This is a genomic window from Kribbella rubisoli, from assembly GCF_004217145.1.
Taxonomy (GTDB): Bacteria; Actinomycetota; Actinomycetes; order Propionibacteriales; family Kribbellaceae; genus Kribbella; species Kribbella rubisoli.
In genome coordinates, this window is the sequence record NZ_SHKR01000017.1 from 89,997 (window position 1) to 114,076 (window position 24,080).

26 protein-coding genes are annotated in these 24,080 nt (G+C 68.5%); 11 read left to right on the forward strand and 15 right to left on the reverse strand.

Translation table 11 applies throughout. The features are described 5' to 3' along the window. Nucleotides 1-38 precede the first annotated feature (38 nt). On the reverse strand, nucleotides 39-1,325 hold the full coding sequence (gene murA / locus EV645_RS35960; protein ID WP_130448692.1) for a UDP-N-acetylglucosamine 1-carboxyvinyltransferase: 1,287 nt from the start codon (nucleotides 1,323-1,325) through the stop codon (nucleotides 39-41). A gap of 49 nt (nucleotides 1,326-1,374) precedes the next feature. On the opposite strand from murA, the gene EV645_RS35965 reads away from it, so the two are divergent. Next, on the forward strand, nucleotides 1,375-1,953 hold the full coding sequence (locus EV645_RS35965; protein ID WP_130448694.1) for a cob(I)yrinic acid a,c-diamide adenosyltransferase: 579 nt from the start codon (nucleotides 1,375-1,377) through the stop codon (nucleotides 1,951-1,953). On the opposite strand, the gene sppA is transcribed toward EV645_RS35965, so the two are convergent. The 4 genes from sppA to EV645_RS35985 all read right to left on the reverse strand — a co-directional run bounded on the left by sppA (nucleotide 1,950) and on the right by EV645_RS35985 (nucleotide 5,858). Then, complete coding sequence (sppA, locus tag EV645_RS35970; RefSeq protein ID WP_130448696.1) at nucleotides 1,950-3,602, reverse strand: signal peptide peptidase SppA; 1,653 nt, start codon at nucleotides 3,600-3,602, stop codon at nucleotides 1,950-1,952. The genes EV645_RS35965 and sppA overlap by 4 nt on opposite strands. Nucleotides 3,603-3,632: 30 nt before the next feature. Next, nucleotides 3,633-4,754, reverse strand: coding sequence for a CU044_5270 family protein (locus EV645_RS35975; RefSeq protein WP_130448698.1), 1,122 nt, complete (start codon nucleotides 4,752-4,754; stop codon nucleotides 3,633-3,635). Continuing rightward, entirely contained in the window at nucleotides 4,751-5,383 is a 633-nt protein-coding gene (locus EV645_RS35980) for an RNA polymerase sigma factor (RefSeq protein ID WP_130448700.1), read from the reverse strand. Before EV645_RS35980 ends, EV645_RS35975 begins: the two co-directional genes overlap by 4 nt. A 142-nt stretch (nucleotides 5,384-5,525) precedes the next feature. Beyond that, nucleotides 5,526-5,858 (reverse strand): hypothetical protein, encoded by a 333-nt coding sequence (locus EV645_RS35985; RefSeq protein WP_130449444.1) that lies wholly within the window; start codon nucleotides 5,856-5,858, stop codon nucleotides 5,526-5,528. A gap of 125 nt (nucleotides 5,859-5,983) precedes the next feature. Between EV645_RS35985 and EV645_RS35990 the strand changes: the two genes are divergently transcribed. The 5 genes from EV645_RS35990 to EV645_RS36010 all read left to right on the forward strand — a co-directional run bounded on the left by EV645_RS35990 (nucleotide 5,984) and on the right by EV645_RS36010 (nucleotide 11,020). Next, entirely contained in the window at nucleotides 5,984-6,316 is a 333-nt protein-coding gene (locus tag EV645_RS35990; RefSeq protein ID WP_130448702.1) for an STAS domain-containing protein, read from the forward strand. Between the two features lie 93 nt (nucleotides 6,317-6,409). Next, nucleotides 6,410-8,386 carry a protein meaA gene (locus EV645_RS35995; protein ID WP_130448704.1) on the forward strand — a complete coding sequence of 659 codons (1,977 nt, stop codon included), beginning with the start codon at nucleotides 6,410-6,412 and terminating at the stop codon, nucleotides 8,384-8,386. A gap of 68 nt (nucleotides 8,387-8,454) precedes the next feature. Then, on the forward strand, nucleotides 8,455-9,228 hold the full coding sequence (locus tag EV645_RS36000; protein WP_242000873.1) for an aldo/keto reductase: 774 nt from the start codon (nucleotides 8,455-8,457) through the stop codon (nucleotides 9,226-9,228). Beyond that, nucleotides 9,216-10,220, forward strand: coding sequence for a Dyp-type peroxidase (locus EV645_RS36005; protein WP_206751463.1), 1,005 nt, complete (start codon nucleotides 9,216-9,218; stop codon nucleotides 10,218-10,220). Before EV645_RS36000 ends, EV645_RS36005 begins: the two co-directional genes overlap by 13 nt. Next, nucleotides 10,217-11,020, forward strand: a complete 804-nt coding sequence (locus EV645_RS36010; RefSeq protein ID WP_130448708.1) for a family 1 encapsulin nanocompartment shell protein — start codon at nucleotides 10,217-10,219, stop codon at nucleotides 11,018-11,020. Before EV645_RS36005 ends, EV645_RS36010 begins: the two co-directional genes overlap by 4 nt. A 10-nt stretch (nucleotides 11,021-11,030) precedes the next feature. Here EV645_RS36010 and EV645_RS36015 read toward each other — a convergent pair whose 3' ends face one another. The 5 genes from EV645_RS36015 to EV645_RS36035 form a co-directional block, all read right to left on the reverse strand. Continuing rightward, nucleotides 11,031-11,378, reverse strand: coding sequence for a DUF488 domain-containing protein (locus tag EV645_RS36015; RefSeq protein WP_130448710.1), 348 nt, complete (start codon nucleotides 11,376-11,378; stop codon nucleotides 11,031-11,033). Nucleotides 11,379-11,399: 21 nt separating this feature from the next. After that, the gene (locus EV645_RS36020) at nucleotides 11,400-12,710 is read right to left on the reverse strand and encodes an MFS transporter (RefSeq protein ID WP_130448712.1); all 1,311 of its coding nucleotides are present in this window, start codon (nucleotides 12,708-12,710) and stop codon (nucleotides 11,400-11,402) included. Beyond that, a complete protein-coding gene (locus EV645_RS36025) occupies nucleotides 12,707-13,900 on the reverse strand; it encodes an amidohydrolase (protein WP_130448714.1) in 1,194 nt (397 codons plus the stop codon). Before EV645_RS36025 ends, EV645_RS36020 begins: the two co-directional genes overlap by 4 nt. A gap of 63 nt (nucleotides 13,901-13,963) precedes the next feature. Then, a complete protein-coding gene (locus EV645_RS36030) occupies nucleotides 13,964-14,602 on the reverse strand; it encodes a GntR family transcriptional regulator (RefSeq protein WP_130448716.1) in 639 nt (212 codons plus the stop codon). Between the two features lie 95 nt (nucleotides 14,603-14,697). Then, entirely contained in the window at nucleotides 14,698-15,186 is a 489-nt protein-coding gene (locus EV645_RS36035) for a pyridoxamine 5'-phosphate oxidase family protein (protein ID WP_130448718.1), read from the reverse strand. 84 nt (nucleotides 15,187-15,270) lie between these two features. Between EV645_RS36035 and EV645_RS36040 the strand changes: the two genes are divergently transcribed. Next, on the forward strand, nucleotides 15,271-17,190 hold the full coding sequence (locus EV645_RS36040) for a hypothetical protein (protein WP_130448720.1): 1,920 nt from the start codon (nucleotides 15,271-15,273) through the stop codon (nucleotides 17,188-17,190). Here EV645_RS36040 and EV645_RS36045 read toward each other — a convergent pair. Beyond that, on the reverse strand, nucleotides 17,180-17,887 hold the full coding sequence (locus tag EV645_RS36045) for an SDR family NAD(P)-dependent oxidoreductase (RefSeq protein WP_130448722.1): 708 nt from the start codon (nucleotides 17,885-17,887) through the stop codon (nucleotides 17,180-17,182). The genes EV645_RS36040 and EV645_RS36045 overlap by 11 nt on opposite strands. Nucleotides 17,888-18,033: 146 nt before the next feature. Between EV645_RS36045 and EV645_RS36050 the strand changes: the two genes are divergently transcribed. Continuing rightward, nucleotides 18,034-19,020 carry a sigma-70 family RNA polymerase sigma factor gene (locus EV645_RS36050; protein WP_130448724.1) on the forward strand — a complete coding sequence of 329 codons (987 nt, stop codon included), beginning with the start codon at nucleotides 18,034-18,036 and terminating at the stop codon, nucleotides 19,018-19,020. Nucleotides 19,021-19,029: 9 nt separating this feature from the next. Here the strand turns inward: EV645_RS36050 and EV645_RS36055 are convergent, their stop codons facing one another. The 4 genes from EV645_RS36055 to EV645_RS36065 form a co-directional block, all read right to left on the reverse strand. Next, nucleotides 19,030-19,743 carry an isocitrate lyase/PEP mutase family protein gene (locus EV645_RS36055; RefSeq protein WP_130448726.1) on the reverse strand — a complete coding sequence of 238 codons (714 nt, stop codon included), beginning with the start codon at nucleotides 19,741-19,743 and terminating at the stop codon, nucleotides 19,030-19,032. 13 nt (nucleotides 19,744-19,756) lie between these two features. Next, nucleotides 19,757-20,218, reverse strand: a complete 462-nt coding sequence (locus EV645_RS36060; protein ID WP_130448728.1) for a carboxymuconolactone decarboxylase family protein — start codon at nucleotides 20,216-20,218, stop codon at nucleotides 19,757-19,759. Nucleotides 20,219-20,308: 90 nt separating this feature from the next. Next, on the reverse strand, nucleotides 20,309-20,470 hold the full coding sequence (locus tag EV645_RS42035) for a hypothetical protein (RefSeq protein ID WP_157997239.1): 162 nt from the start codon (nucleotides 20,468-20,470) through the stop codon (nucleotides 20,309-20,311). Between the two features lie 108 nt (nucleotides 20,471-20,578). Then, nucleotides 20,579-21,253, reverse strand: coding sequence for a TetR/AcrR family transcriptional regulator (locus EV645_RS36065; RefSeq protein WP_130448730.1), 675 nt, complete (start codon nucleotides 21,251-21,253; stop codon nucleotides 20,579-20,581). 126 nt (nucleotides 21,254-21,379) lie between these two features. Between EV645_RS36065 and EV645_RS36070 the strand changes: the two genes are divergently transcribed. The 3 genes from EV645_RS36070 to EV645_RS36080 are packed head-to-tail and all read left to right on the forward strand — an operon-like array spanning nucleotide 21,380 to nucleotide 24,074. Then, nucleotides 21,380-22,378, forward strand: coding sequence for an NAD(P)-dependent alcohol dehydrogenase (locus tag EV645_RS36070; protein WP_242000875.1), 999 nt, complete (start codon nucleotides 21,380-21,382; stop codon nucleotides 22,376-22,378). Then, a complete protein-coding gene (locus EV645_RS36075) occupies nucleotides 22,375-23,274 on the forward strand; it encodes an ABC transporter ATP-binding protein (RefSeq protein WP_130448732.1) in 900 nt (299 codons plus the stop codon). The genes EV645_RS36070 and EV645_RS36075 overlap by 4 nt, the downstream gene beginning before the upstream one ends. Then, a complete protein-coding gene (locus EV645_RS36080; protein WP_130448734.1) occupies nucleotides 23,271-24,074 on the forward strand; it encodes an ABC transporter permease subunit in 804 nt (267 codons plus the stop codon). Before EV645_RS36075 ends, EV645_RS36080 begins: the two co-directional genes overlap by 4 nt. The last annotated feature ends 6 nt before the right edge of the window (nucleotides 24,075-24,080 follow it).

Genomic DNA, 24,080 nt, shown 5'->3' on the forward strand with positions numbered 1-24,080 from the left:
AATAACCCGCCAGCGGGTGGACTCCGCGCGGGCGGGCGTCAGTTCCAGTACAGCTCGGCGTCGTCGGGCTCGACGACCACGTCGGCGCCGAGGCGGCGGAGGTTGCCGGCGAAGTCGGTGTAACCGCGGTGCACGTGATGGGCGGCCGACACCAGCGTCTCGCCCTCGGCCGCAAGACCGGCGAGCACCAGCGCAGCGCCCGCGCGGATGTCAGAAGCGACCACTGGCGCACCAGACAGCCGCGGTACGCCGCGAACGACAGCGTGATGCCCGTCCGTCTGGATCTGCGCCCCGAGCCGGGTGAGCTCCTGCGCGAACGTGAACCGGCCCTCGAACAGGTTCTCGGTCACCATCGCGGCGCCGTCGCTCAGCGCGTTCAACGCGATCACGAACGCCTGCAGGTCCGTCGCGAACCCCGGGTACGGCAGCGTCACCACGTCCACCGGCTTCGGCCGGTCGTGCATCCGGACCCGGAACCCCGGGTTCAGCACGGTGATCTCCGCGCCGGCCCTGTGCAGCTTGTCGAGCGGCAGCTCCAGATGCTCCGCGTGGCCGTTCGCGATCGTGATGTCACCCTTGGTGATAGCAGCCGCGAACGCCCAGCTCCCGGACACGATCCGGTCCGGCACGACGGTGTGGTCGACCGGGTTGAGCAGCCCGTCCACGCCGGTGATCTCGATCCGCGGCGAGCCGGCGCCGTCGATCTGGGCGCCCATCTCGACGAGCATCTTGGCGATGTCCTGGATCTCCGGCTCGCGGGCGGCGTTCTCGATGATCGTCGTGCCCTTCGCGAGCACGGCCGCCATCATGATCGTCTCGGTCGCGCCGACGCTCGGGAAGTCCAGCCAGACCTCGGCGCCGTGCAGCCCCTGCGGCGCCTCGGCGATGACGAACCCGTGCTCGATATGCACCTTCGCGCCCATCGACTCCAGGCCGGCGACGTGCATGTTCAGCCCGCGGGAGCCGATGTTGTCGCCGCCCGGCAGCGCGACCTCCGCCTGACCGCAGCGGGCCAGCAGCGGGCCGAGCACCGAGATCGACGCGCGGAGCTTGCGCACCAGGTCGTAGTCGCACTGGTGCTTGACCGTGGCCGGTACGGCGATCGTCGCGAGCTGTCCGTCCGGATCGACCTTCACCGAACACCCGAGCGTGTCCAGCAGTTGGGCCATGAACGTGACGTCCAGGATCCCCGGCACCTGCCGCAGCGTCGTCGTACCCTCAGCCAGCAGCGCTGCCGCCATCAGCTTGAGCACACTGTTCTTCGCCCCGGCTACCTCGACAGCGCCGTCGAGCCGTGCCTCACCCGCGATCCGAAACCGTTCCACCGGTCGACTGTAGCGTTTGACCGGATCCGCCTTTGCGTAGAGTCCTGGCATGGCTGTGAACTTGACGCGGATCTACACGCGCACCGGTGACGCCGGCGAGACCCGCCTGGGCGACAATTCCTCGATCTCGAAGACGGATCCGCGCCTGGCGGCGTACGGCGAGGTGGACGAGGCGAACTCCGCGATCGGTGTGGCCATCGCGGCCGGGCACATGAACAGCGCGATCGTGGTGCTGCTCACCCGGATCCAGAACGACCTGTTCGACGTCGGGGCCGATCTGTGCACGCCGATCGCGCCCGATCCGGAGTACCCGCCGCTGCGCATCACGCAGGACTACGTCGACCGGCTGGAAGGCTGGTGTGACGACTACAACGGTCGTTTGACCAAGCTCCGCTCGTTCATCCTGCCCGGCGGGACCGAGGGCGCGGCCTACCTGAACGTCGCGCGCGCGGTCGTACGCCGTGCCGAGCGGGCCGGCTGGGCCGCCGTCGAGGCGCACGGCCCGTCGGTCAACCTGCTGGCGATCACGTACCTCAACCGCCTGTCCGACCTGCTCTTCATCCTGGGCCGCGTCGCCAACCTGTCCTCCGGCGGTGACGTCCTCTGGGTCCCAGGTGGCGAGCGCTAGCTGATCTCCCAATTGAAGGGCATCCGGAGTACTCCGGCCGGCGGGAGGCCCAGTGCGCTGTAGAGACCGCTGGTCAGGCCGTCGAGCGTCAACGGGGCCGCACTGACAGCTAGATCATCGGTCGTGACAGGCGCACGCAGCTGGCTGAGCAGATTGCGGTGTGGCACGGCCGTCACGCCGATCTCGTCGCGGTCCAGACCAGCGCGGTTGCAGGCGAGCGTCAGCGCGTGCTGGAACCCGCCCAGCTCGTCCACGAGCTTGTGACCGTGCGCGTCAGCGCCCGTCCAGACACGTCCGCGTGCAAGGGACTCCAGTCGCTCTTCGGGCAGTCCGCGGTCCTGAGCGGCTTTGGCGACGAAGTCCTTGTAGATGCGGTCGAGTGTCTCCTCCAGCCGCGCCCACTGCTCGTCGGTGAACTCCTCCTGCGCCGAGTACATCTGCGCGTTCGCGCCCTCGGACACGGCGTCCCGTGAGATCCCGATCCGGCCGAGTGCATCGCGTACGACGCCCTTGCCGGTCAGTACGCCGATGGATCCGGTGATCGTGCCGGGCTGCGCAACGATCACGTCGGCCGGCATCGCCACGAAGTACCCGCCTGATGCGGCCACGCTGCCCATTGACGCGATCACAGGTCGTCCGGTCGAGCGGAGCCGCAGGACCTCGTTGCGGATCGCGTCGGAGGCGACGTACGAGCCGCCGGGGCTGTCCACTCGCAGTACGACGGCCTTCACGCGCTCGTTCTCGGCCACGGCACGCAGTGCGGCGCCGACGGTGTCGGAGCCGGATCCGGGGCCGCCCATCGGGCTGTTGGAGTTGCGGCCGACTGAAATGCCGCCCGCCACGCGGACGACTGCTACCAGAGGCTTCTGCGGCCAGGGGACTGTTTTGCGCAGGTCCTCGAGACTGCGCGGACCACGCCGGATGTACCGCTCGGCCAACAGCCGGTCGTCGTACTGGAGCTGCTTCTCGAGCTCGTCGTACACATCGGACCGGTAGCCGAGTCGATCGACCAGTCCTGCGTCCAGACCGTCCTGTGCGGGCAGCGGTGCGGTGTCGACGAGCTCCCGAACCCGCGTGGTGTCCAGACGCCGCCGTACTGCGATGCCCTCGACGATCTGCTCGTACGCCGACTCCGCGAGCCGCGACGCCATCTCGCGTCCCGGCTCGGTCATCTCCTTCTCGGTGAACGTGTCCGCCGCCGTCTTGTACTCACGCCGCTTGCCGAACTGCGGGATCACACCCGCCTTGTCCAGCGCACCGCGGATGAACACGGCCTGCACGGTCACACCGGTGATCGCCAGGTCACCGGACGGCTGCAGCCAGATCTCGTCGAACGCGGTCGCCAGGTAGTAGGGCACCGTGCCCTGACCGGACTCCCCGAACGACTCGCTCCAGGCGACCGCAGGCTTCCCCGACGTACGGAAGTCGGCCACCGCCTCCCGCAGCTCCTGCACCTGCGCCAGCGAGAGCCGAGAACCGCCCAGGTGGGCGACCACGCCGACGACCGAGTCGTCCCGCGCACCCTTCCGCAGGGCAGACACCAGCTCGCGCAGCGTCGGCAGATGACGGGCCCGAAAGGCCGCCAACGGAGAGGCAGGCGGCGTCTCGAGAACACCACGGGTCAGATCCAGTTCCAGGAGAGTCCCCATGCACCCAACCTAGACGCTGGATCCAACCGGTCAACGGACGGCGGCGGAGGGACGAGTCGGCTTGTCGTCGGTCCAGCCGGACTCCAGTACGACGGTCGAGCCGGGCTTCGGCCCGCCGAGCGTGGAGCTCAGGAGCCGACCGGTCGTCGGGTCGATGATGTACGTCGCTCCGCTCCAGAACAGGCTGGTCCGGTTACTACTGGGCTTGCTCAGGGTCGCGGTGATGCTGACCTCGGTGCCTACGCGGCCGAGTGGATCCTTGACGCCGGTGCGGACACGTGTGCCCGGCAGTCCGGCAAGCACCCGGAGTGCTGCGCCACGGAGCTTCGGGGGAGCGGGCATCTCGAACAGGAGCCTGCCGGCAGCGGCGAAGACGGCGTACTCACGGTCGGCTGCCGCCTCGTGCAAGCCGGCGGTGTTGGCGAGGTACTGGTAGAGCTGGACCGGGCTGGTGGGAAGGGCCGCGATCTGCTCCGCGCTGAGCGGCTTGTCGCCGGTCAGGTAGTACCCGGGCGGGACGTCGCGGAACGACATCTTGTTCACCACAGGTACGCCGTCCGTCATGGTGATCGGAGTGCGCTCGTACGGCAGCTGCCAGGACGTCGGCGACCCCTGCGCACGCCACTTCGCGACATCGGCCGGGCTGATGAGCTGATAGCCGAGGTTCACCCAGCCGAACCAGGACTCCACGCCCGGCTTCATCGGCATCCAGCTCTCGGTGATCGACCGCCGCTCCAGCGTGTACTTCGGGTTGCCGACCCGCGTCGTCGGGTTCAGCTGCAGACTGCGCACCCGGTAGTACTTCCCGGACACCTTCTCGTCCTTCTCCTGGCGGACCGCTGCTGCGATCAGCACCTCCGCTGCTGCGGTCAGCCGAGGCGCAGTAGTAGTCGTCGGGCCACTTGGCATTGACCCGCCACCGTTGCCTCGCCCCACCACCAGTGCGCCACCTAGCCCGACTACCGCTACCAGTGCAGTGGCAGCAGTAACAGCAGTGCCGAGCCACCCCGCCCGGACAAAGCTCGTGAAAGACCTGGCTGGCTTGGCCTGGTGGATCAGCTCCTCCACCTGGCGCCGGGCCGCGTCGGTCGCCTCCGGTGTGGGCCCGTCTGTCTCGGGGAACGCCTTCCGCAGTACGTCGAACTCGTTCATGCCGGATCCTCCGCGGGGTTGGTCACGGCTGCCCGTACTACCCGGCGCGCACGCGACAGCCGCGAGCACACCGTCCCGTACGCGATCCCGAGTGCCGCCGCTACCTCGTCGTACGTCAGTTGTCCGAGCGCCACGAGCAGCAGGACCTCCCGATCCTTCGCGTTCAGCTTTGCCAACGCGGCCGCCAGCTCTGGCGAGGCCCCCTGCGCGGTCACCTGTGCGGCGACCCGGTCCTCATGTGTCGCGGCCGGGACCGGCAGCGGAAGCTTTGCCGCTGCGCGCCACGCCCGTACCTCGTCGCGGCGGTGCCGGCGGATCAGATTGGTCGCGATGCCGTACAGCCACGCCCGCACCACCCCGCTGCGCCGGTCGAAGCGCGCCCGCTGCCGGAACGCGATCAAGAATGTCTCCGCTGCCAGATCGTCCGCGACATCGCTCCCGAGCCGGCGGGCGACGTACGCGTGCACCTGGCCGAAGTACCGGTCGAAGATCGCCGCGAACCGCTCCGGCTCCTGGACCGACGCCTCCAGCTCCCACCCGTCGTCGTCCGCGGGTACGGCGTCACGGCGTAGCGCGCGCTGTCTATGGCTGGGCAGCGTGACGGCCGCGAGGGCCACCTCGGGCGTCATGGTCCTCCTCGTGGGCTCGCTCTGTTCTTGTCCGATGTCCCCAGACCCCTTCTCGCGACCCCCGTCGTCGCTAGAGGACGCACGAGAGCGCTCTCCGGATGACAGCCGGAGAGGATCAGCGCCGCTGGATCAGCGGAGCTGATCAGGAGTGGTCGAGCAGCCCGCGGGCGGCGGCTTCGTCGCGCGGCCAGACATAGATGGTCCAGCCGTCCTTGGTGTGCGCCGCGGTCGCCTTGATGCCGAAGTCCTTGAGCCGCGACACGAGCACGCGCGCCTCGTTGTAGTTCGGCACCGTCCGGATGTCGGTGAGCAGGCCGAACGCGTCCCGCTCGGCCGGGCGGTGGTCGACCCGCCGGACCAGCGAGCCGCCCTTCGCCTTGGAGAAGGCCCAGCGGCACAGCAGCACCATCACGCCGGCCAGGGCGATGGCCACCACCGGGAACAGGAAGTAATGCTCGGCGAACACGGACACCATTGTCTCGCGAAACAAAAGATCGCGAGCTCTTGGCAACCTTCCGTGTCTGCGGGGAGTCTTTACCATCAAGACGCTGCCACGCGGCCGATCACTCGGGGGCCGCCGTAAGAGCGGAGGGCACGGACATGCTCGCACCGACCCACAGAACACCAGCTGAGCCTGACAACGTCATACACCTGACCGGCATCCTCGACGTCCGGTCCGTCGGCGACGTCCGCCAAACTCTCAACCACCTCATCGACACCTCCGACGGCGACGTGATCGTCGACCTCGAGGAGGTCGACGCGGTCGACGCCACCGGCCTCGGCCTCCTGGTCGCCACCCACCGCCGCACCCAGTCCCTGGGCCGCCAACTGGTCCTCTGGCATCCCCTACCCTCGGTCATCCGCATCCTCGCGGTAACCCGCCTCCACCGAGTCCTCAAGGTCGAGCGAACCCCGCTACCGCTGAGCGCCTAGGCCGTGTCTGGTGGTCCCCTGTGATCCACGCCCCTCGTGACACCAGTCACGAGGGGCAGACTCACAAGGGCACACAGTCCTACTCTCGGGTACATGGCGACCTCGGATCGACCCTGGGTGATGCGCACGTACGCGGGCCACTCGTCCGCGGCTGAGTCCAACGCGTTGTTCCGCCGGAACCTGGCGAAGGGGCAGACCGGGCTGTCGGTCGCGTTCGACCTGCCGACGCAGACCGGGTACGACGCCGATCATCCGCTGGCGAAGGGTGAGGTCGGGAAGGTCGGCGTACCGGTCGCTCATCTCGGCGACGTCCGGGCGTTGTTCGACCAGATCCCGCTCGCGCAGATGAACACGTCGATGACGATCAACGCGACCGCGATGTGGCTGCTCGCGCTGTACCAGGTCGCGGCCCAGGAGCAGGGCGCGCTGCCGGACGAGCTGACCGGTACGACGCAGAACGACATCGTCAAGGAGTACCTGTCGCGCGGGACGTATGCGTTCCCGCCGGACGCGTCGCTGCGGCTGACGACCGACGTGATCGCGTACACGGTCGCGCAGATGCCGAAGTGGAACCCGATCAACATCTGCAGCTACCACCTGCAGGAGGCGGGGGCGACGCCGGTGCAGGAGCTGGCGTTCGCGCTGTCGACGGCCACCGCCGTACTCGATCGGGTCCGCGACGGCGGGCAGGTGCCGCCGGAGCGGTTCGGCGACGTCGTACAGCGGATCTCGTTCTTCGTGAACGCCGGCGTGCGGTTCATCGAGGAGACGTGCAAGATGCGCGCGTTCGTGCAGCTGTGGGATCAGCTGACGCTCGAGCGGTACGGCGTGACAGATCCGAAGGCGCGGCGGCTGCGGTACGGCGTACAGGTGAACTCGCTCGGGCTGACCGAGGCGCAGCCGGAGAACAACGTGCAGCGGATCGTGCTCGAGATGCTCGGCGTCACGCTGTCGAAGAACGCGCGGGCGCGTGCGGTGCAGCTGCCGGCGTGGAACGAGGCGCTGGGGCTGCCGCGGCCGTGGGACCAGCAATGGTCGCTGCGGATGCAGCAGGTGCTGGCTTATGAGAGCGACCTGCTCGAGTACGACGACATCTTCGACGGATCGCACGTGATCGAGGCGAAGGTGGCCTCGCTGGTCGAGGGCGCACGCGAGGAGATCGACCGCGTGCAGGCGATGGGCGGTGCGGTCGCCGCGGTCGAGAGCGGGTACTTGAAGCAGGCGCTGGTCGCATCGCACGCCGAACGTCGCCAGCGGATCGAGTCCGGCGAGCAGGTCGTGGTCGGCGTGAACCGGTTCGAGAACACCGAGCCGTCGCCGCTGACCGCCGACCTCGACACCGCGATCCAGACCGTCGACCCGGCCGCCGAGTCGGCTGCGCTGACCTCGTTGCAGAGTTGGCGCGCTCAGCGTGACGCCTCCGCGGTTGACGCCGCGCTGGGCAAGCTACGCGCCGCTGCCAAGACCACCGACAACCTCATGCCCGTCACGCTCGAGTGCGCTCGCGCCGGTGTGACGACGGGGGAGTGGGCCGGGGTCCTCCGCGAGATGTACGGCGAGTACCGCGCGCCGACCGGCGTATCCGGATCGGTCGGAGTCTCTGCGGGCGGCGCCCAGATCGCGGCGGTCCGCGCGAAGGTCGCGGAAACCTCCTCGGAACTCGGTGGCCGCCTCCGTCTCCTCGTCGGCAAGCCGGGCCTCGACGGTCACTCCAACGGCGCCGAGCAGGTCGCCGTCCGCGCCCGCGACGTCGGCTTCGAGGTCATCTACCAAGGCATCCGCCTGACCCCCGAGGAGATCGTCGCCGCCGCCGTAGCCGAGGACGTCCACTGCGTAGGCCTCTCCATCCTCTCCGGCTCCCACATGGAGCTGGTCCCACAGGTGGTAGCCGGTCTCCGCGAGGCAGGCCTCGAAGACGTGCCCGTTGTCGTCGGCGGCATCGTCCCCGACGCCGACGCCAAGTCCCTGCGCACCGCCGGCGTAGCCGCCATCTACACCCCGAAGGACTACGACCTCACCGGCATGATGGCCGACGTCGTCCAAGTAATCCGCCACGCCAACAAGCTGTAGGTCGCGCGTGGTAGAAGAAGTACATGACCGTGACGACTCGTAAGCTCTCGAATGGAACTGAGATCCCGATGTTTGGGTTGGGGGTCTGGCAGGTTGACGACGGTGCGCAGACTGAGCGCGCTGTCACCTGGGCGCTCGAAGCCGGTTACCGGCTGATCGACACAGCTCAGGCGTACGGGAACGAAGCCAGTGTCGGAAAGGCGATCCGCGAGAGCGGCGTACCGCGGGAAGAGATCTTCCTCACGACGAAGTTCTACCCGGGCGGCAAAGACGCGCGGGTCGAGGCGGAGAAGAGCCTCGAGCGGCTCGGCACGGAGTACCTCGACCTGTACCTGATCCACTGGCCGCAGGGCGGTCCGACCTGGGCCTGGCCGGGCATGGAGGCTGCGGTCGAAGCCGGCCTGACCAAGGGCATCGGCATCTCGAACTTCGGCGCCGACGAGATCCAGGAGCTCTCGAAGGTCGCCAACATCCAGCCCGCCGTGAACCAGATCCAGTTCAGCCCGTTCGAGTACCGCGCCGGGCTGGTCGCCGCCGGTGAAGAGGCCGGCGTCGTCTCGCAGGCCTACAGCCCGCTCGGCACCGGCCGCCATCTCGACGGCCCGGCCCTCGCCCGGATCGCGGAGGCCACCGGCCACACCCCGGCTCAGGTCCTGATCCGCTGGGCGATCCAGAAGGGGCTCTCGGTCATTCCGAAGTCCGTCCACCAGGACCGGATCGTCGAGAACTTCAACGTGTTCGACTTCGAGCTCGACGACGCCGCGGTGGCCGACCTCGACGCCCTCGACACCACGCACCAGACCGCGGACGCGCTGTCCAGCAGCGGGAAGTGGTGGTCCTGATTCAGGAGGTACTGCGTGAGCCCGCGAAGGCGGCGGTCTTCCTGGTGCTCGCCGTACGTCCCGGATCCGAGGACACCGCGCGGGCCCTGCTCGAGGACGTCGCCGGGCTCACGCGTGCTGTCGGATTCCGCGCGCCGGACGACCAGCTGAGCTGCGTCGTCGGCATCGGCGCGTCCGCGTGGAGCCGGCTGTACCGTGCGCCGGCTCCACGCGAGCTGCATCCTTTCCGGGCGTTGTCCGGTGCGAAGCACAGCGCGCCGGCGACGCACGGTGACCTGCTGTTCCACTTCCGCGCCCGCCGCCTCGACCTGTGTTTCGAGCTCGCCCGCCAGGTGATGGCCCGGCTGGCCGGCCACGTGAAGGTGCTCGACGAAGTACAGGGCTTCAAGTACTTCGACGAGCGCGACCTGCTCGGCTTCGTCGACGGCACCGAGAACCCGACCGGCTCGAAGGCGGTCGCCGCGATCACGGTCGGCGACGAGGACCCGGCGTACGCCGGCAGCAGCTATGTCGTCGTACAGAAGTATCTGCATGACCTCGACGCCTGGCAGGCGCTGCCGGTCGCCGAGCAGGAGCGCGTGATCGGCCGGGAGAAGATCAGCGACTTCGAGCTGTCCGACGCTGACAAGCCGGCCAACTCGCACGTCGCGGCCACCACGATCGTCGACCCGGACGGCACCGAGCGGCAGATCGTCCGCGAGAACATGGCCTTCGGCTCACCCGGGGCGGCCGAGTTCGGCACCTATTTCATCGGGTACGCCGCCACGCCGGACGTGATCGAGCGGATGCTGCACCGGATGTTCGTCGGTGAGCCGCCCGGGAACCACGACCGGATCCTTGACTTCTCGACCGCGGTCACCGGCAGTCTGTTCTTCGTGCCGACCGCGGAGTTCCTCGAAGACCCGTCGCCTGCACCCACCCGGACCACGCCCGCAACGAATACCGCGGACGGGTCGCTGGGTATCGGCAGCCTCAGAAGGAGTCGCACATGACGAACAACCTGCACCGCGAGCTGGCCCCGGTCTCGGACGCCGCCTGGGGCGAGATCGAGGAGGAGGCTCGCCGTACCTTCACCCGCGACATCGCCGGGCGACGGGTGGTCGACCTGGTCGGCCCGTCCGGACCGGAGCTGTCCTCGGTCGGCACCGGCCACCTCGAGACGGTCGAGGCGCCGGGCGACGGCGTGATCGCGCACCGGCGGCTGTCCCAGCCGGTCATCGAGCTGCGCGTCCCGTTCACCGTCACCCGGGCGGCCGTCGACGACGTGGAGCGCGGCGCGAAGGACTCCGACTGGCAGCCGGTCAAGGACGCCGCGAAGCAGATCGCGTACGCCGAGGACCACCTGGTCTTCCACGGCTCCGGCGCCGCCGGGATCGAGGGTCTCGCGCCGAGCAGCTCGAACGACGTACTCGCGTTGCCGTCCGATGCTAAGGACCTGCCCGACTCTGTGGCTCAGGCACTGAGCGTGCTTCGACTCGCCGGGGTCGACGGGCCGTACAGCTTGCTGCTGTCCGCCGACCTGTACACCGCGGTCGCCGAGACAACGGACCACGGCTACCCGATCCGCGACCACCTGGCCCGGCTGGTCGGCGACGGCGAGATCATCTGGGCACCGGCTCTCGAAGGCGCTCTGCTGGTGTCGACGCGCGGTGGTGACTACGAGCTGCACCTCGGCCAGGACCTGTCGATCGGCTACCTGTCCCACGACGCCGACACCGTCGAGCTGTACCTGCAGGAGTCGCTGACCTTCCTCGCCCTGACGTCGGAGTCCAGCGTCGTGTTGCGCGGCTGATCTGCTGTTCTCAGTCGACGAGTTCGGCGAGGACGGCTGCCTGGCTGATTGCGAAGTCCTTCGTGGCGGTGAGGAGTGTCAGGGTGCCGTTCTCGGCCAGCTCGCGGAGGTGGCTGAGGGCGGCAGCGCGGACGGGATCGTTGAGCTCGGTGCGGTAGCGGCGCGCGAACTCGTCGTACCGGGTCGGGTCGTGGCCGTACCACTCGCGCAGTTCGGTCGACGGGGCAACGTCCTTGCACCAGTCGTCGATCCGCGCCTTCGATCGGCTGAGCCCGCGCGGCCACAGCCGATCGACCAGCACCCGCTCGCCGCCGTCGTCCTCCACCGGGTCGTAGACCCGCCGAACCCTTACCGCCATCAGCCCTCCTTCAGAGGAAGCTCACGGAGTCACGGTAGTTCGTCCGGTGCTGTGACCGCCTCCCTGGTCGCCTCCCTGGTCGCCGCTGTGGTCGCCGCTGTGGTCGCCGCCGTAGCGGAGGAGTCGCGGCGTCCAGATGCCGAGGGCGGCGACCGTAACGACAAGCAAGACGGCGCTGACGAACGTGGTGATGTCGACGCCGTAGCGCTCGGCGAAGGCACCGAGAACGAGGCTCGCCGCAGGCATGATGCCGATGGCAAGCTCCTGGACGCCCAGCGCACGACCGTGAAGGGACTCAGGCGTCGTCATCAGGAGCAGAGTGGTTTGCAGTACGCCGAACGCCGCGCTCATCACACCGATCGCGGTCATCAGGACGAACGACGCGATCACGCTGTGGGACAGACCGAACATGCCCCAGAGCGCGCCCCACACGGCCGTGCCGACAAGGAACATGCCGCCCTTGAAGCGGAAGTCGCCCAGCCAAGCGATCACCAGCGAACCGGCCAGACCTCCGACGCCCGCACAGGTGAGGAGCCAGCCGAGGCCGGCAGCATCGAGGCCGAGCGACTCCTGCGCGAAGACCGGTATGAAGCCCTGCGCGACCGGCCACAGCAGAGTGTTCGCCGCCAGGGTGATCAGGAGGACGGTGGCGGCGAGCCGGTTCCGGGCGATCTCGCGTAGGCCGCTCGTCACCATTCGCACTGCTGATTCGGTATGCCCGCCGACCACCTGCCCGTACCGCCGCAACGGCAGCAGGGTGACCAGAGAAATGGCATACCAAAATGTCGAGACCCACAGCGCGGCCGGCGCACCGAGCCCGGTGATCATCAGACCGCCGATCGCCGGCCCGATCACCTGCGTCATGTTCAGCGCCATCGAGTTGAGTGCGTTCGCGTTGCTGAGGTTCTGACGCCCGACGAGATCGAGCACGAGGGAGGCACGCGCCGGTTGCGACGGGGACTGCGCGAGCCCGATCGCGAACCCGCCGAGCACCAGCACCCAGTACGTCGCCCGCCCGAGCGACGCCAGCGTGGCAACGGCACTGACCGCGACGAGCGCCCACGAGGCCGCGATGATCAGCAAGCGGACCCGGTTGTGCCGATCCGCGAACGCACCCGCGAACGGTCCGAGCAGCAAGGGAGCCAGCCGCACAGCCGTGAACACCGCGACGAGAAAGTCGGAGTGCGTGGTCTGATACGCGAGCCATCCGAGTACGAGCGTCTGGGTCCACACGCCACCGAAGAAGAACAGATTCGAGAACCAGAACAGGCGAAACGCCCGGTTGTCCCGCAGCGAGCCAAGCGTCCGCTCGACGACAGAGTTGGTGCTCACGCCCGGAGTTCGCCGTCGCGTACGACGACCTGCCCGCCGGCGATGACCAGCTCACGACGCGGCGCACGAACGAGCACATCCGGCACGTTCTCGGCATCGAGCAGTACGACGTCCGCGCGCGCTCCCGGCGTCAGGCCGTAGTTCTCGCGGTGGACGAACGGCGCGCCGTACGTGGTCGCGAGCTCGATCGCGTACGTGAGGTCCTCGTCGGCGCGCAGCCCGTGCAGCCGCGCGAACTGGCGAGCAACCTGGAGCAGGTCGCCATCGCCGTACGGCGACCAAAGATCGCGGATGCCGTCGGTGCCGAGCCCGATCGCGACGCCCGCCGTACGCATCTCCTGCCAGGGCAGCGGCGCCGAGTTGATCGGCGCGACCGTCGTCCACGAGATCCCGGCTTCGCCGAGTTGGTCTACCATTTCGGCCCGTCGCGCCGGGGCCAGCTCGCCGAGGGCGAATCCGTGGGACACGTTGACCTTGCCGCCGAGGCCGGCCTGCTGGGTGCGCTCGATGATCAGCTCGTACTGGAACGCGCCGAGGTCACCGCGGTCGTGGAGATGGATGTCGATGCCGACCTCACGCCGCGCCGCGATCTCGAACAACGCATCGAGCTGGCCAACGGGGTCGCGGTCGATCGACGCCGGGTCGAGTCCGCCGATGCTGGTGGCGCCCTCTGCCGCGGCCTTGTCCAGCAGCTCGAGTACGCCGGGACGCCGCAGTACGCCGTCCTGGGGGAATGCGACGATCTCCACCTCGACCGCACCGCCGAGCGCGTCGGCCGCCTCGCGCACGTTCGCGATCCCGTCGAGTCCGACACCGAGGTCGACGTCGACGTGCGTGCGGGTGGCCGTCGTGCCGTGCCGCAAGAACTCACGCAGTACTGCGGTGGCGCCCGCGACGCTTGGGATCCCGTACTTGCCGCGCTCGGCACGCTCGTGGGCGATCCGGCCCTGCGTCGTCGGCTCGCCGCCGTACGAGACCCATGGCTGGCCCCACCAGCTCTTGTCCACGTGAGCGTGCGCGTTGACGAAGCCCGGCAGCGCAAGAAGACCGCGACCGTCGATGACCTGCTGCTGATCTGCCGAGGCCCGACGTCCAGTCTCCGTGATCTCCGTGATCACACCATCGGCGATCGCGAGGTCGACCGGGTCACCGCCCCACGGGCGCACGTCAGCAAGCAGCAAGGAGGTCATGACAAAGAATGGTATACCAAATTTACCTCACCGCCATCGGCCGGGAGAGCGCCCGGCCGGCCGTCAATCCATGCCGCGGCTGAACCGGAACAGGACCTGCGACTGGGCCAGATGGTCGCTCGCCAGCCGCTCGGCTTGGTCGACATCGCGGTTCGCTATCGCCCTGTACAGCTCGAGGTGCTGACCGGCGACCGCGATCAGGTCGTCGTGCTGGGTGAGCAGCCAGCGCATCCGGCTGCGCAGCGGGCGCTCGATCTCGATCAGGAGTTCGTTCGAGGCCAGCTCGGTGACGATCTCGTGGAAGTCGGCCGCCTTCCGCCGGGCGACCACGGCGTCCTTCGCGCGTGCTGCCACAAGCTGTTCGTCCAAAGTCTTTCTGAGCCGATCGAGCCCTTCGCGGGTCCGGCGCTCGGCCGCCAGCCGGAACGTCAGCGGCTCGAATGCGGTCCGCACCTCGGTCAGATCGGCGATGTCGGAATCGGTGAACGTGCGGACGACCGACCAGGACCGCGGCCGCGGAGTCACCAGTCCTTCGCTCACCAGCACCTTGAGCGCCTCCCGGACGGGCACTCGGCTAACATCGAGCGCGGTCGCCAGCTCTCGCTCGACCAGCCGCTCACCGGGTGGCCGCACGCCGTCGAGGATCTCGTCCCGCAGCTGCCGCGTGACCCGCTCGGTTTCGGACTCCCGGCTGTCGCTCATCGACGTCTCCTGGGTTTGGTATACCATTCCCCAAGCATGCCGTACTCCACCGACAGTGTCGGACAGGGGCAGACCGGTTCCGGCACGGGCCGTGCTCAGCCGGCGCTTTTCTCCTTGATCAGGTCCTCGACGGCCTTCGGGATCGTGGTCTCGAAGTCGAGCAGCTTGGCCCAGGTCGGCGTGATCGTGATGACGACCATCTCGTCGTACAGGCTCTGGACGCCGGCGGCCCAGTCCGGGTACTGCTCGTCGGTCATCACCTTGTGGCCGGCGGTCAGGTAGCCCTCCGGGACGCCCTGGACCAGCTCCAGCGAGGCGGTGCCGCGGATCAGCAGGACCTTGGGCGGGAACGCGCCGGTGTCGATGGTCAGCGCGACCTTCGGGTTCTTGCGGAGCGCCGCGACCTTGGCGGACTTGGGCACCGTGGCGATCAGGAGCTGCTCGCCTTCGACCCAGAAGCCGATCGGGATGACGCGCGGGTCGCCGTCCAGTCCGTCGTAGGCGAAACGCGCCGGCTCGGGGCCGTTGAGGAGCTGCTGGGCGTACGGCTTGGCGAGGATCTCGGCGATCTGCTGCTTGTTCACTGGAGTCGACCTTTCGCTTGAGCGTGTTCTCATCAGGGGGACGGAGCCGTAGAACGGTTCTCGACATCGATAGGTTGGCGAACCGTGGAAAGTTTCGGATTCGGTGAGAGCGAGAGCAAGGGCGAGGTCCAGGTCGGCGACGACGGGGCGGTCGTGCAGGTGCTGCACCCGGACGGCCGGCGAGTGCTGCTGGACGACGGGGTCGTGCACGACAGTCTGCATGCCTGGGGCAAGGGATTCGTGATCACGGACCGTGCGGCATACCGTTTCGACAACCCCGCGTTCACTCGGTGGCGGAGCAGCGGCATCGACCTGATGTACCAGTTCGGCGAGCTGGAGCTCCGCGTCGGCCGCCGGTTCGGCGAGCAGTGGACCGAGACGTACGAGCTCCGCAACACGAGCAGCGAGTCCATCGAGATCGGCTCCCTTGCGATCAGTACGCCGTACCGCGACGTCTACACGTCCAGCCGCGAGAGCCTCACGGGCGCCGTGCACGCGCATGTCTGGACCGGCGGCGCGGACGCGTGGGTCTGGGCGGTGCCGATGGACGGCAGCGGACCGGGGCTCGGTCTGCAGCTGAAGGAAGGCGAGCTCTGGGCGTACTCCGTCGAGTCCCGCGAGCCCGGCACGAGCAGCAACATTCGCGGGCACATCTACCTCCACGTCACCGACCACGCCCGGGTACCTCACGCGATGGGAGGCCAACCGGCCATCACACTCGAGCCCGGCGCCTCGTACCGGTGGACCTGGCAGCTCGGTTGGTATACCGATCTGCCCGCCTTCCACGCGGATCGTCAGCCACTGATCGGAGCCGACCGCCTGGCAGCCGCGATCACCGAGCCGATCCAGCTCCACGACGGCCGCGAGATCACCGCCACCGAGCCCGGCCTGCAGTACGTCGAATCACCCGACGGCAGGTCCCGGATCGCCGTCCTCTTCCACGAACCACTCCAGCAGCTCGCTGAACGCCGCGTCCGCTTCATCCTCGACCACCAACGCCGCCCCGAGCTGGGCGGCAGCCGCAAGTACGCCTTCGTGCCGTACGACAACGACAGCGGCCTCACCGTCCTGTCCAGCGCCTGGCGGGACTGGTCGGACGCGCGCGAACGAGTCGGGATGGCCCTGCTCCTGCAGGAGGTTCGCGACCGCGGCTGGGGCGACCGCGCCGAGTTGGACGAGGCGCTCAACGGGTACGAGCGGTTCGTCCGCGAGTACTTGCTCGATGACGCCGGCACGATCCAGGACGACAGCGTCCACCAGAGCGCCGTGCGCCTCTACAACTTCCCGTGGTTCGCGCGCTTTCTGCTCGGCCAGGGCGACCGCGCCGGCGCGACCCGCGTCCTCAATCGGTACTACGAACTCGGCGGCGACCACTTCCTCGCGTTCGATCTCGGCCCGCTCCTCAGCGAGCTCGGTCTCCGCGAGCACCTGATCCGGCATACCAAAACCTTCATCGGGTACGGCGACGAGCTGCCGCCGCACGAGGTCAACTACGAGCAGTCGATGGTTGCCCCGCTCCTCGAGCTGCTCGTTTCGGCATACCAAATCGCGCCGGACGAGATCGACGGCGCCGAGCTGACCCGCCGCCTGCCCTGGCTGACCGCGTTCGCCGCCGACCAACCCGACGTACGGCTGCGGCATGTTCCGATCCGGCACTGGGACGGCTACTGGTTCGGCCGGCTGCGGTTGTGGGGCGACGTCTTCCCGCACTACTGGTCGGCGCTGAGCGCGGTCGTGTACGCCGCCTGGCCGCGCGAACTCGTCACGCCTGAGCAGGCCGCCTGGCTCGACGCCGCCGAGGACGCGATCCTCCGCGCGAACCTGGTCAGCTTCACCGCGGACGGATCGGCGACCTGCGCGTTCGTCTACCCGAGCTGCGTCAACGGCCAGCCCGCGCACATCGCCGACCCTCTCGCGAACGACCAGGACTGGGCCCTCGTCTACGCGCTCCGGCTACTCAGCCATGGCGCGCCGCTCAGCCGATCAGCTCCGATCAGCCGATGAGCGCCGCATTCTGACGCTCAAGAGCCTTCACCGAGCCGTCCGCCCAGCTCGGAGCCAGCATCGCCGACAACGGATCCGGGAAGATCTCCTCGTCCCCGGCCGCGACCCCGTCGAAGATCGCCCGCGCGACCGACTCCGGTGACGCCTTGGGTACGTCGAGATCCCGCGACATCTCGGTATCCGTCGGCCCGGTCAGGACGGCATGCACCCGCACACCCTGCGGCGCGAGCAACGCACGCTGCGACTGCGTGAGCGAGAACGCCGCCGCCTTCGAGATCGAGTACGCCGGGATCATGGGCAGCGACGCGAGCGCCGCCACCGACAACACGTTGACGATCGCGCCCCGCGACTCGACGAGCTGCGGCAGGAACGCCGAGGTCATGGCATGCGGCCCGAAGAGATTGACGGCCAGGTGCTGCTCCAGCAAGGCGCGGTCCCCGAGGTTGTCGTACGCCGCCAAGCCGGCGTTGTTGACCAGGACGTCGAGCGATTCGACGGTCTTCGCCGCCGCCTCGATCTGGGCCTGGTCGGTCACGTCCAGGCTCAGGTACGTCACCCGTTCATCCGGATGGATGAGCGCGACCCGCGTTCCGGCGTACACGCGCTTGGCGCCTCGGCGCAGGGCTTCCTCGACCAGGGCACGTCCGATGCCTCGGTTGGCGCCGGTGATCAGGACAGTGCGGTTCTCGATCGACATGGTGGTGTCTCCGTTCGGTCTTCACAGTGCTTGCACAGGAGACAGACAGCACCGACGACCAGAACTGCTCGCTCCGCGACCGATCAGTTCGGGCCCATGCCGGTGTCCACAACCAGTGCGAGGATTGATGACTACGGAGGTGACTCATGCCGGACGACCTGCTCCAGCGTGCGCGGGAAGGTGACCGGGAGGCATTCGCGGCGCTGGTCGAGCCGCATCGCCGGGAGCTCCAGCTGCACTGCTACCGGATGCTCGGATCGTTGCAGGACGCCGAGGATGCGCTGCAGGAAACGTTGCTCTCGGCATGGATCGGGCTGAGCGGATTCGAGGGCCGGTCGTCGATCCGCACCTGGCTCTACCGCATCGCCACCAACCGATGCCTGAACGTACTGCGGTCGTCGTCGCGCCGACCGTTGCCGACGGCACCGCTCCCGGTCCCGGCGCCGGAGCCCTATCGTTCGGGCGAAGTGCTGTGGCTGCAGCCCTATCCCGATGTGCTCCTGGATGGCATACCAGATCAGCTGCCCGGCCCAGAAGCGCGGTACCAGTCGCGCGAGGCGATCTCGCTCGCCTTCGTCACCGCAGTACAGCTCCTCCCGCCGAATCAGCGCGCGGTGTTGTTGCTGCGCGACGTACTGGGCTATCGAGCCAGCGAGACCGCGGAGCTGCTCGGCCTCACCGAGGCCGCGGTCAACAGCGCACTTGCTCGCGCTCGGTCGACGATCGACGCGGCCGACCGGCCATCAGGTGTCGGCGGGGCAGAGGAGCGGGAGCTGGCCGACCGCTTCGTCGAGGCGTTCACCGCGCAGGACGTCGATGCGCTGGTCGCGCTGCTGACCAGCGACGCGTGGGTGCGGATGCCGCCGCTGCCGTTCGAGTACCACGGCATCGAGGCCGCGCACCGATTCTTCACCGCACTCGTCGCGCACCGGCGGCTGATCGCGGCGATGGTGCCGGTCGGCGCGAACGGTCAGCCGGCCTGGGGCGAGTACATCCGTGATCCGGTCACCGGCGGCCTTCACCTGATCGGGGTGGTCGTGATCGGCATCGCCGGCGACCGGATCCACGAGATCATCCACTTCGAAACGACAGTCGCGTCCTACTTCGGTCTACCACGCACGCTCGAGGGTTAGGGCATGTGCCTAGCCCAACGTCGGCAGTAGTTCCTGCAGCTTGGTCATCAGGTAGGCGTGAACGCTTGTCCCATAGGAGATTCGCGTCGCACCGACCGCCGCAAGCTCGGAAGGCGTAGGCCCACCCGGCGAAGCGTGCGCGTTGATCGGTCCGCCGACGCCCTCGACCACCTCAGCCAATTGGTATACCGGCGCGAGGATCGGATAGACGCAGTCGACACCGGCGCGACGGTACTCACGTCCCCGGCGTACCGCCTCGGCGACCGGATCGTCGACGGGTCGGACGAATGTGTCCACCCGCGCGTTGATCACCAGCTCAGCTCCCGCGGCGGCGCGCACCTCGGCCAAGTAGTCGGCCTGCTTCGCCACGTCGACAAGCCCGCCGTCGAGCGAGTCCTCCAGGTTGCAACCGACCGCGCCGGTCTCGAGCAACCTCTCCGCGAACTCCTTCGCCGGCAGGCCGTACCCGGCCTCCATGTCCGCCGTGACGGGTACGTCGACCGCGCGGACGATCTTGGCGACCGCGCTGAACATCGTCGCCGGCGGGGTCAGCTGCCCGTCGTCGTACCCGAGGACGCGGGCGACCGCCCCGCTGCTGGTCGCAACAGCGGGGAAGCCGGCCTCGGCGATCAGTCGGGCGCTCACCGGATCCCATGCGTTCGGAAGGATGAGGGGAGTGCCCCCGTGGTGCAGTGCTCTGAACAACTCTGCAGTCTGTGTCATAGGGGATACGACCTCACGGCTTGTAGTGGCCGGGCTCCATCTTCCCGGTGACACCGACCCGGGTCCACATGTTGATCGTGATGATCAGCGCGATCAGCTGGGCCAGGTCCTTCTCGCCGAAGGCCGCGGCCGCGACCTCGTACACGTCGTCCGGCACGTGGTCGACGCTGATCAGCGTGATCGCCTCGGTCAGCTGCAGCGCGGCCTTCTCCTGCTCGGTGTAGAACTTCTCCGCCTCCCGCCAGACCGGGAGCAGCGCGATCCGCTGCTGCTGCTCCGAGCCGAACTCCATCAGGTCGAGCGAGTGCATGTCGGTGCAGTACGCGCAGCCGTTGATCTGCGAGGCGCGGATCCGGACCAGGTGCGCGAGCTTCGGGTCCAGCCCGGTGTCGGACACCTTGTCCAGCTCGATCAGGGCCTGGTAGAAGTCGGGCGCGAGGTTGGCGAGCTTCACTCGCCGCGTGGTTGAACTCATGCCTTCACGCTATGACCAGATCGGCCCAGGGACGTGGTCCACTTCCGTGGAGGATCCCTGGGCCAATGCGGTCAGCGTGACGGCAGCCGGTCAGGCCTTGTCGCGGCGTACGAGGTTGCGCAGCTGAGTCCAGGCGGTGCGCAACGGCGTACGCGGCGCCCGCTTCGTCAGCGGCTTCATCAGCTCGTCCACGGGCGACGGCGGCGGCGTGACGGGGGCAGCGCTTTCAGGCGTGCTCTGAGGATCGGACATGACGTTCCCTAACGGGAGGGCCGGTTTGGCTGCACCACGAGGTGGGATGTCGTCGTTCCGGAGCTACCCTCACCGTACTCCGGTTTGGACCGGAAAGCGCTGGCCCGGCTATGACAGGGAGTTGCTCAGGGCGTCGAGGATCAGGTTGAGGCCGAAGTCGAACTCGTCGGCGAAGTCGTAGCTGGTTTTGAAGTAGTAGCCGGTGGCCATCTCGACGAGGTGGGGATAGTCGCCTGCGGGAAACTGCTCCATGATCGAGTCCGCGACCGGGGCCACCGTGTCGGGGCCCTCGAAGGGGAGGCCGGCTTCCTGGAGTGCGAAGCCGTAGGTGTAGCTGTCGATCAGCGCGTAAGCGTGGGCCGTCATCTCCAGTGAGAAGCCGGCCGCGCGAAGGGTCGCGATGACCGCGTCGTGGTGGCGTAGCGTCGCTGGACCGGGGGTGGTCCGTGACTCCATCAGCCCGATGGCCCAGCGGTGTCGCCGCAGTACCTGCCGGGCCGAGGCTGCGCGCCGGCGCAACTCCGAGCGCCAGTCGCCGCCGGGCGACGGCAGGTCGATCTCGCTGAAGACCACATCGACGATGCCGTCGAGGATCGCCTCCTTGCCGGCCACGTGGTAGTAGACCGACATCGGTTTCGCCCCGAGCTCCTGGGCGAGTGAGCGGATCGTGAGTGCGCCGATCCCGCCCGCGTCGGCAATCCCGACGGCGGCGTCCAGTACCCGCTCGCGGCTGAGCCGCTGCCGTCCCCGCGGGGTGTCGCCAGTGCTCACGGACCTTTCCATCCCCGGACCATAGCAGTTTCGTACAAAGTACGATACGGTCGCCGTACTTAGTACGAAAAGCCATCGGCGCTGGGGGCTCCGAGATCCGGCACACGCTCCGAGATCCAGCTCACCAGGGGGAACACCATGGCCAGCACGACCACGACCACGATGCGAGCGATCGTGCAGGACAGGTACGGCGAGGCCGACGTCCTGCGGGTCGGCCAGATCGCCCGTCCCGAACCGGCCGCCAACGAGGTGCTCGTCCGCGTGCACGCCGCCGGCCTCGACCGCGGCACCTGGCACGTGATGACAGGTACGCCGTACCTGCTGAGGCTCGCGTTCGGACTCCGCGGCCCGCGAAACCCGGTGCCCGGACGGGATGTGGCCGGCACGGTCGAGGCCGTCGGGCCCGGCGTGACCAGGTTCTCCGTCGGTGACGAGGTGTACGGCGTCGCGCCCGGCTCGTTCGCCGAGTACGCCGTGGCCCGCGAGGACAAGCTCGCCCACAAGCCGGCCAATCTCGCCTTCGAAGAGGCTGCCGTGGTGCCGATCTCGGCCCTCACCGCCCTCGACGCGTTGACCACCGGCCGGATCGAGGCCGACCAGCATGTCCTGATCATCGGCGCATCGGGTGGAGTCGGCAGCTTCGCCGTACAGCTGGCCAAGGCCTTCGGGGCGGAAGTCACCGGCGTGGCCAGCACCTCCAAGCTCGACCTCGTCCGCGCGCTCGGCGCCGATCACGTCATCGACTACACGCGCGACGACTTCGCGGCGACCGGCAAGCGTTACGACCTGATCATCGATATCGCCGGCAACCCGACGCTGTCCCGCCTGCGACGCGCACTCACCCCGACAGGGACGGCCGTCATCACCGGTGGTGAGGACGGCGGCGGTCTGAGCGGCGGGATGAACCGGCAGTTCCGCGCGCTGGCCCTGTCGCTGTTCGTGCGCCAGCGGCTGACCTTCTTCGTCAACAAGGAACGCGGCAGCGATCTCCCGCGGCTCACCGCCCTCATCGAGACCGGCAAGATCACCCCGAGCCTCGACCGGACCTACCCGCTCGACCAGGTCCCGGATGCCATGCGCCACCTGACGACCGGCAAGGTCCGCGGCAAGATCGCCATCACCGGCCTGTCCGCATGATCACCGTCGAAGGACTCTCGAAGAGGTACGGCGGCACGCTCGCTGTCGACGACGTCAGCTTCACCGCGGCCGCGGGGCGGGTGACCGGATTCCTCGGCCCGAACGGCGCCGGCAAGTCGACCACCATGCGGATCATGGTCGGGCTCACCCGGGCCACGTCCGGCACTGCCACGATCGCCGGGCGGAAGTTCGCGGATCTGCCCAACCCGGGACGTGAGGTGGGAGTCCTGCTCGACGCGTCGGCCCAGCACGCCGGCCGCACCGGCCGCGAGATCCTGACCCTGGCCCAGCGTCTGATGGGCCTGCCGCGCACCCGGGTCGAGGAGATGCTGACCACGGTCAGCCTGACCCCGGACGAGGCGTCCCGGCGGGTGGGGGAGTACTCCCTCGGCATGCGTCAACGGCTCGGTATCGCGACCGCCCTGATCGGCGACCCGGACGTGCTGATCCTCGACGAGCCCGCGAACGGCCTGGACCCGGCAGGTATCCGCTGGATGCGTGACCTGCTCCGCGGGTACGCCGACCGCGGCGGAACTGTCCTGCTGTCGTCGCATCTGCTGCACGAGATCGAGGTCATTGCCGACGACATCGTGATGATCGGCCACGGCCGGATCGTCTCCCACGGCACCAAGACCGAACTGCTGCACGCGGCCGGCACCATCGTTCGCGCAGTGGACCTGGCCCGCCTCGAGCAAGCACTGATCGACTGGGGACTCACCGCGAGCCCGACCGGTGACGGCGCGCTGCGGACCGACGCGGACGCAGCACTCGTCGGGACGGTGGCGCTCGAGTCGGGCATCGCCCTCACCGAACTGCGGGCCGCCGAAGGTGCCGGCCTGGAGGAGATGTTCCTCGAGCTCACCTCCACGACCCAGCGCGAAGGAGCACCGGCATGACCGCCGCCGCAGTGGAAGGCGTCCGATCCCACCGAGCCGTCGTCCGTCCGGTCCCGTTGACCCGGATCATCGCCGTCGAGCTCCGCAAGATGTTCGACACCCGATCCGGTTTCTGGCTGATCGCCAGCATCGCGATCACCGCCGTACTGGCCGCCGCCGGTGTGATCCTGTTCGCCGAGCACGACCAGCTCACCTACTCCACCTTCGCGACCGCGATCCGCTTCCCGGTGGTGATCATCCTGCCGCTCGTCGCGATCCTGGCCGTGACCAGTGAGTGGAGCCAACGCACCGGCCTGACCACGTTCACGCTGGTCCCGCACCGGGGCCGGATCATCACCGCAAAGGCGATCTCGTCGGTCGTCATCGCGATCGCGGCGATGGCGCTGACGTTCGCGGTCGGTGCCCTCGGCAACCTGTTGGGCGCCGCCGTCACCAGCACCCCGCTGGTGTGGGACGTCACGATCACCCAATGCCTGTACTACGTCCTCGGCATGGTGCTGAGCCTGCTGATCGGTTTCATGCTGGGCGTCCTGATCCGGGCGTCGATCGGGGCGGTGGTGGCGTACTTCGTCCTCACCTTCCTGCTGCCCACGATCTTCAGTCTGCTGGCCGCAGGCTCACAGTGGTTCCACACCCTGCAGCCCTGGGTCGACATCCAGTTCGCGCAGAGCGGTCTGTTCGTCTTCGACAAGTCCCTGACCGGCGAGCAGTGGGCCAACATCGGCGTCACCGGGATCGTCTGGCTCGTCCTGCCGATGCTGGTCGGGCTCCGGATGGTCATGCGGGCCGAGGTCAAATGAGGATCG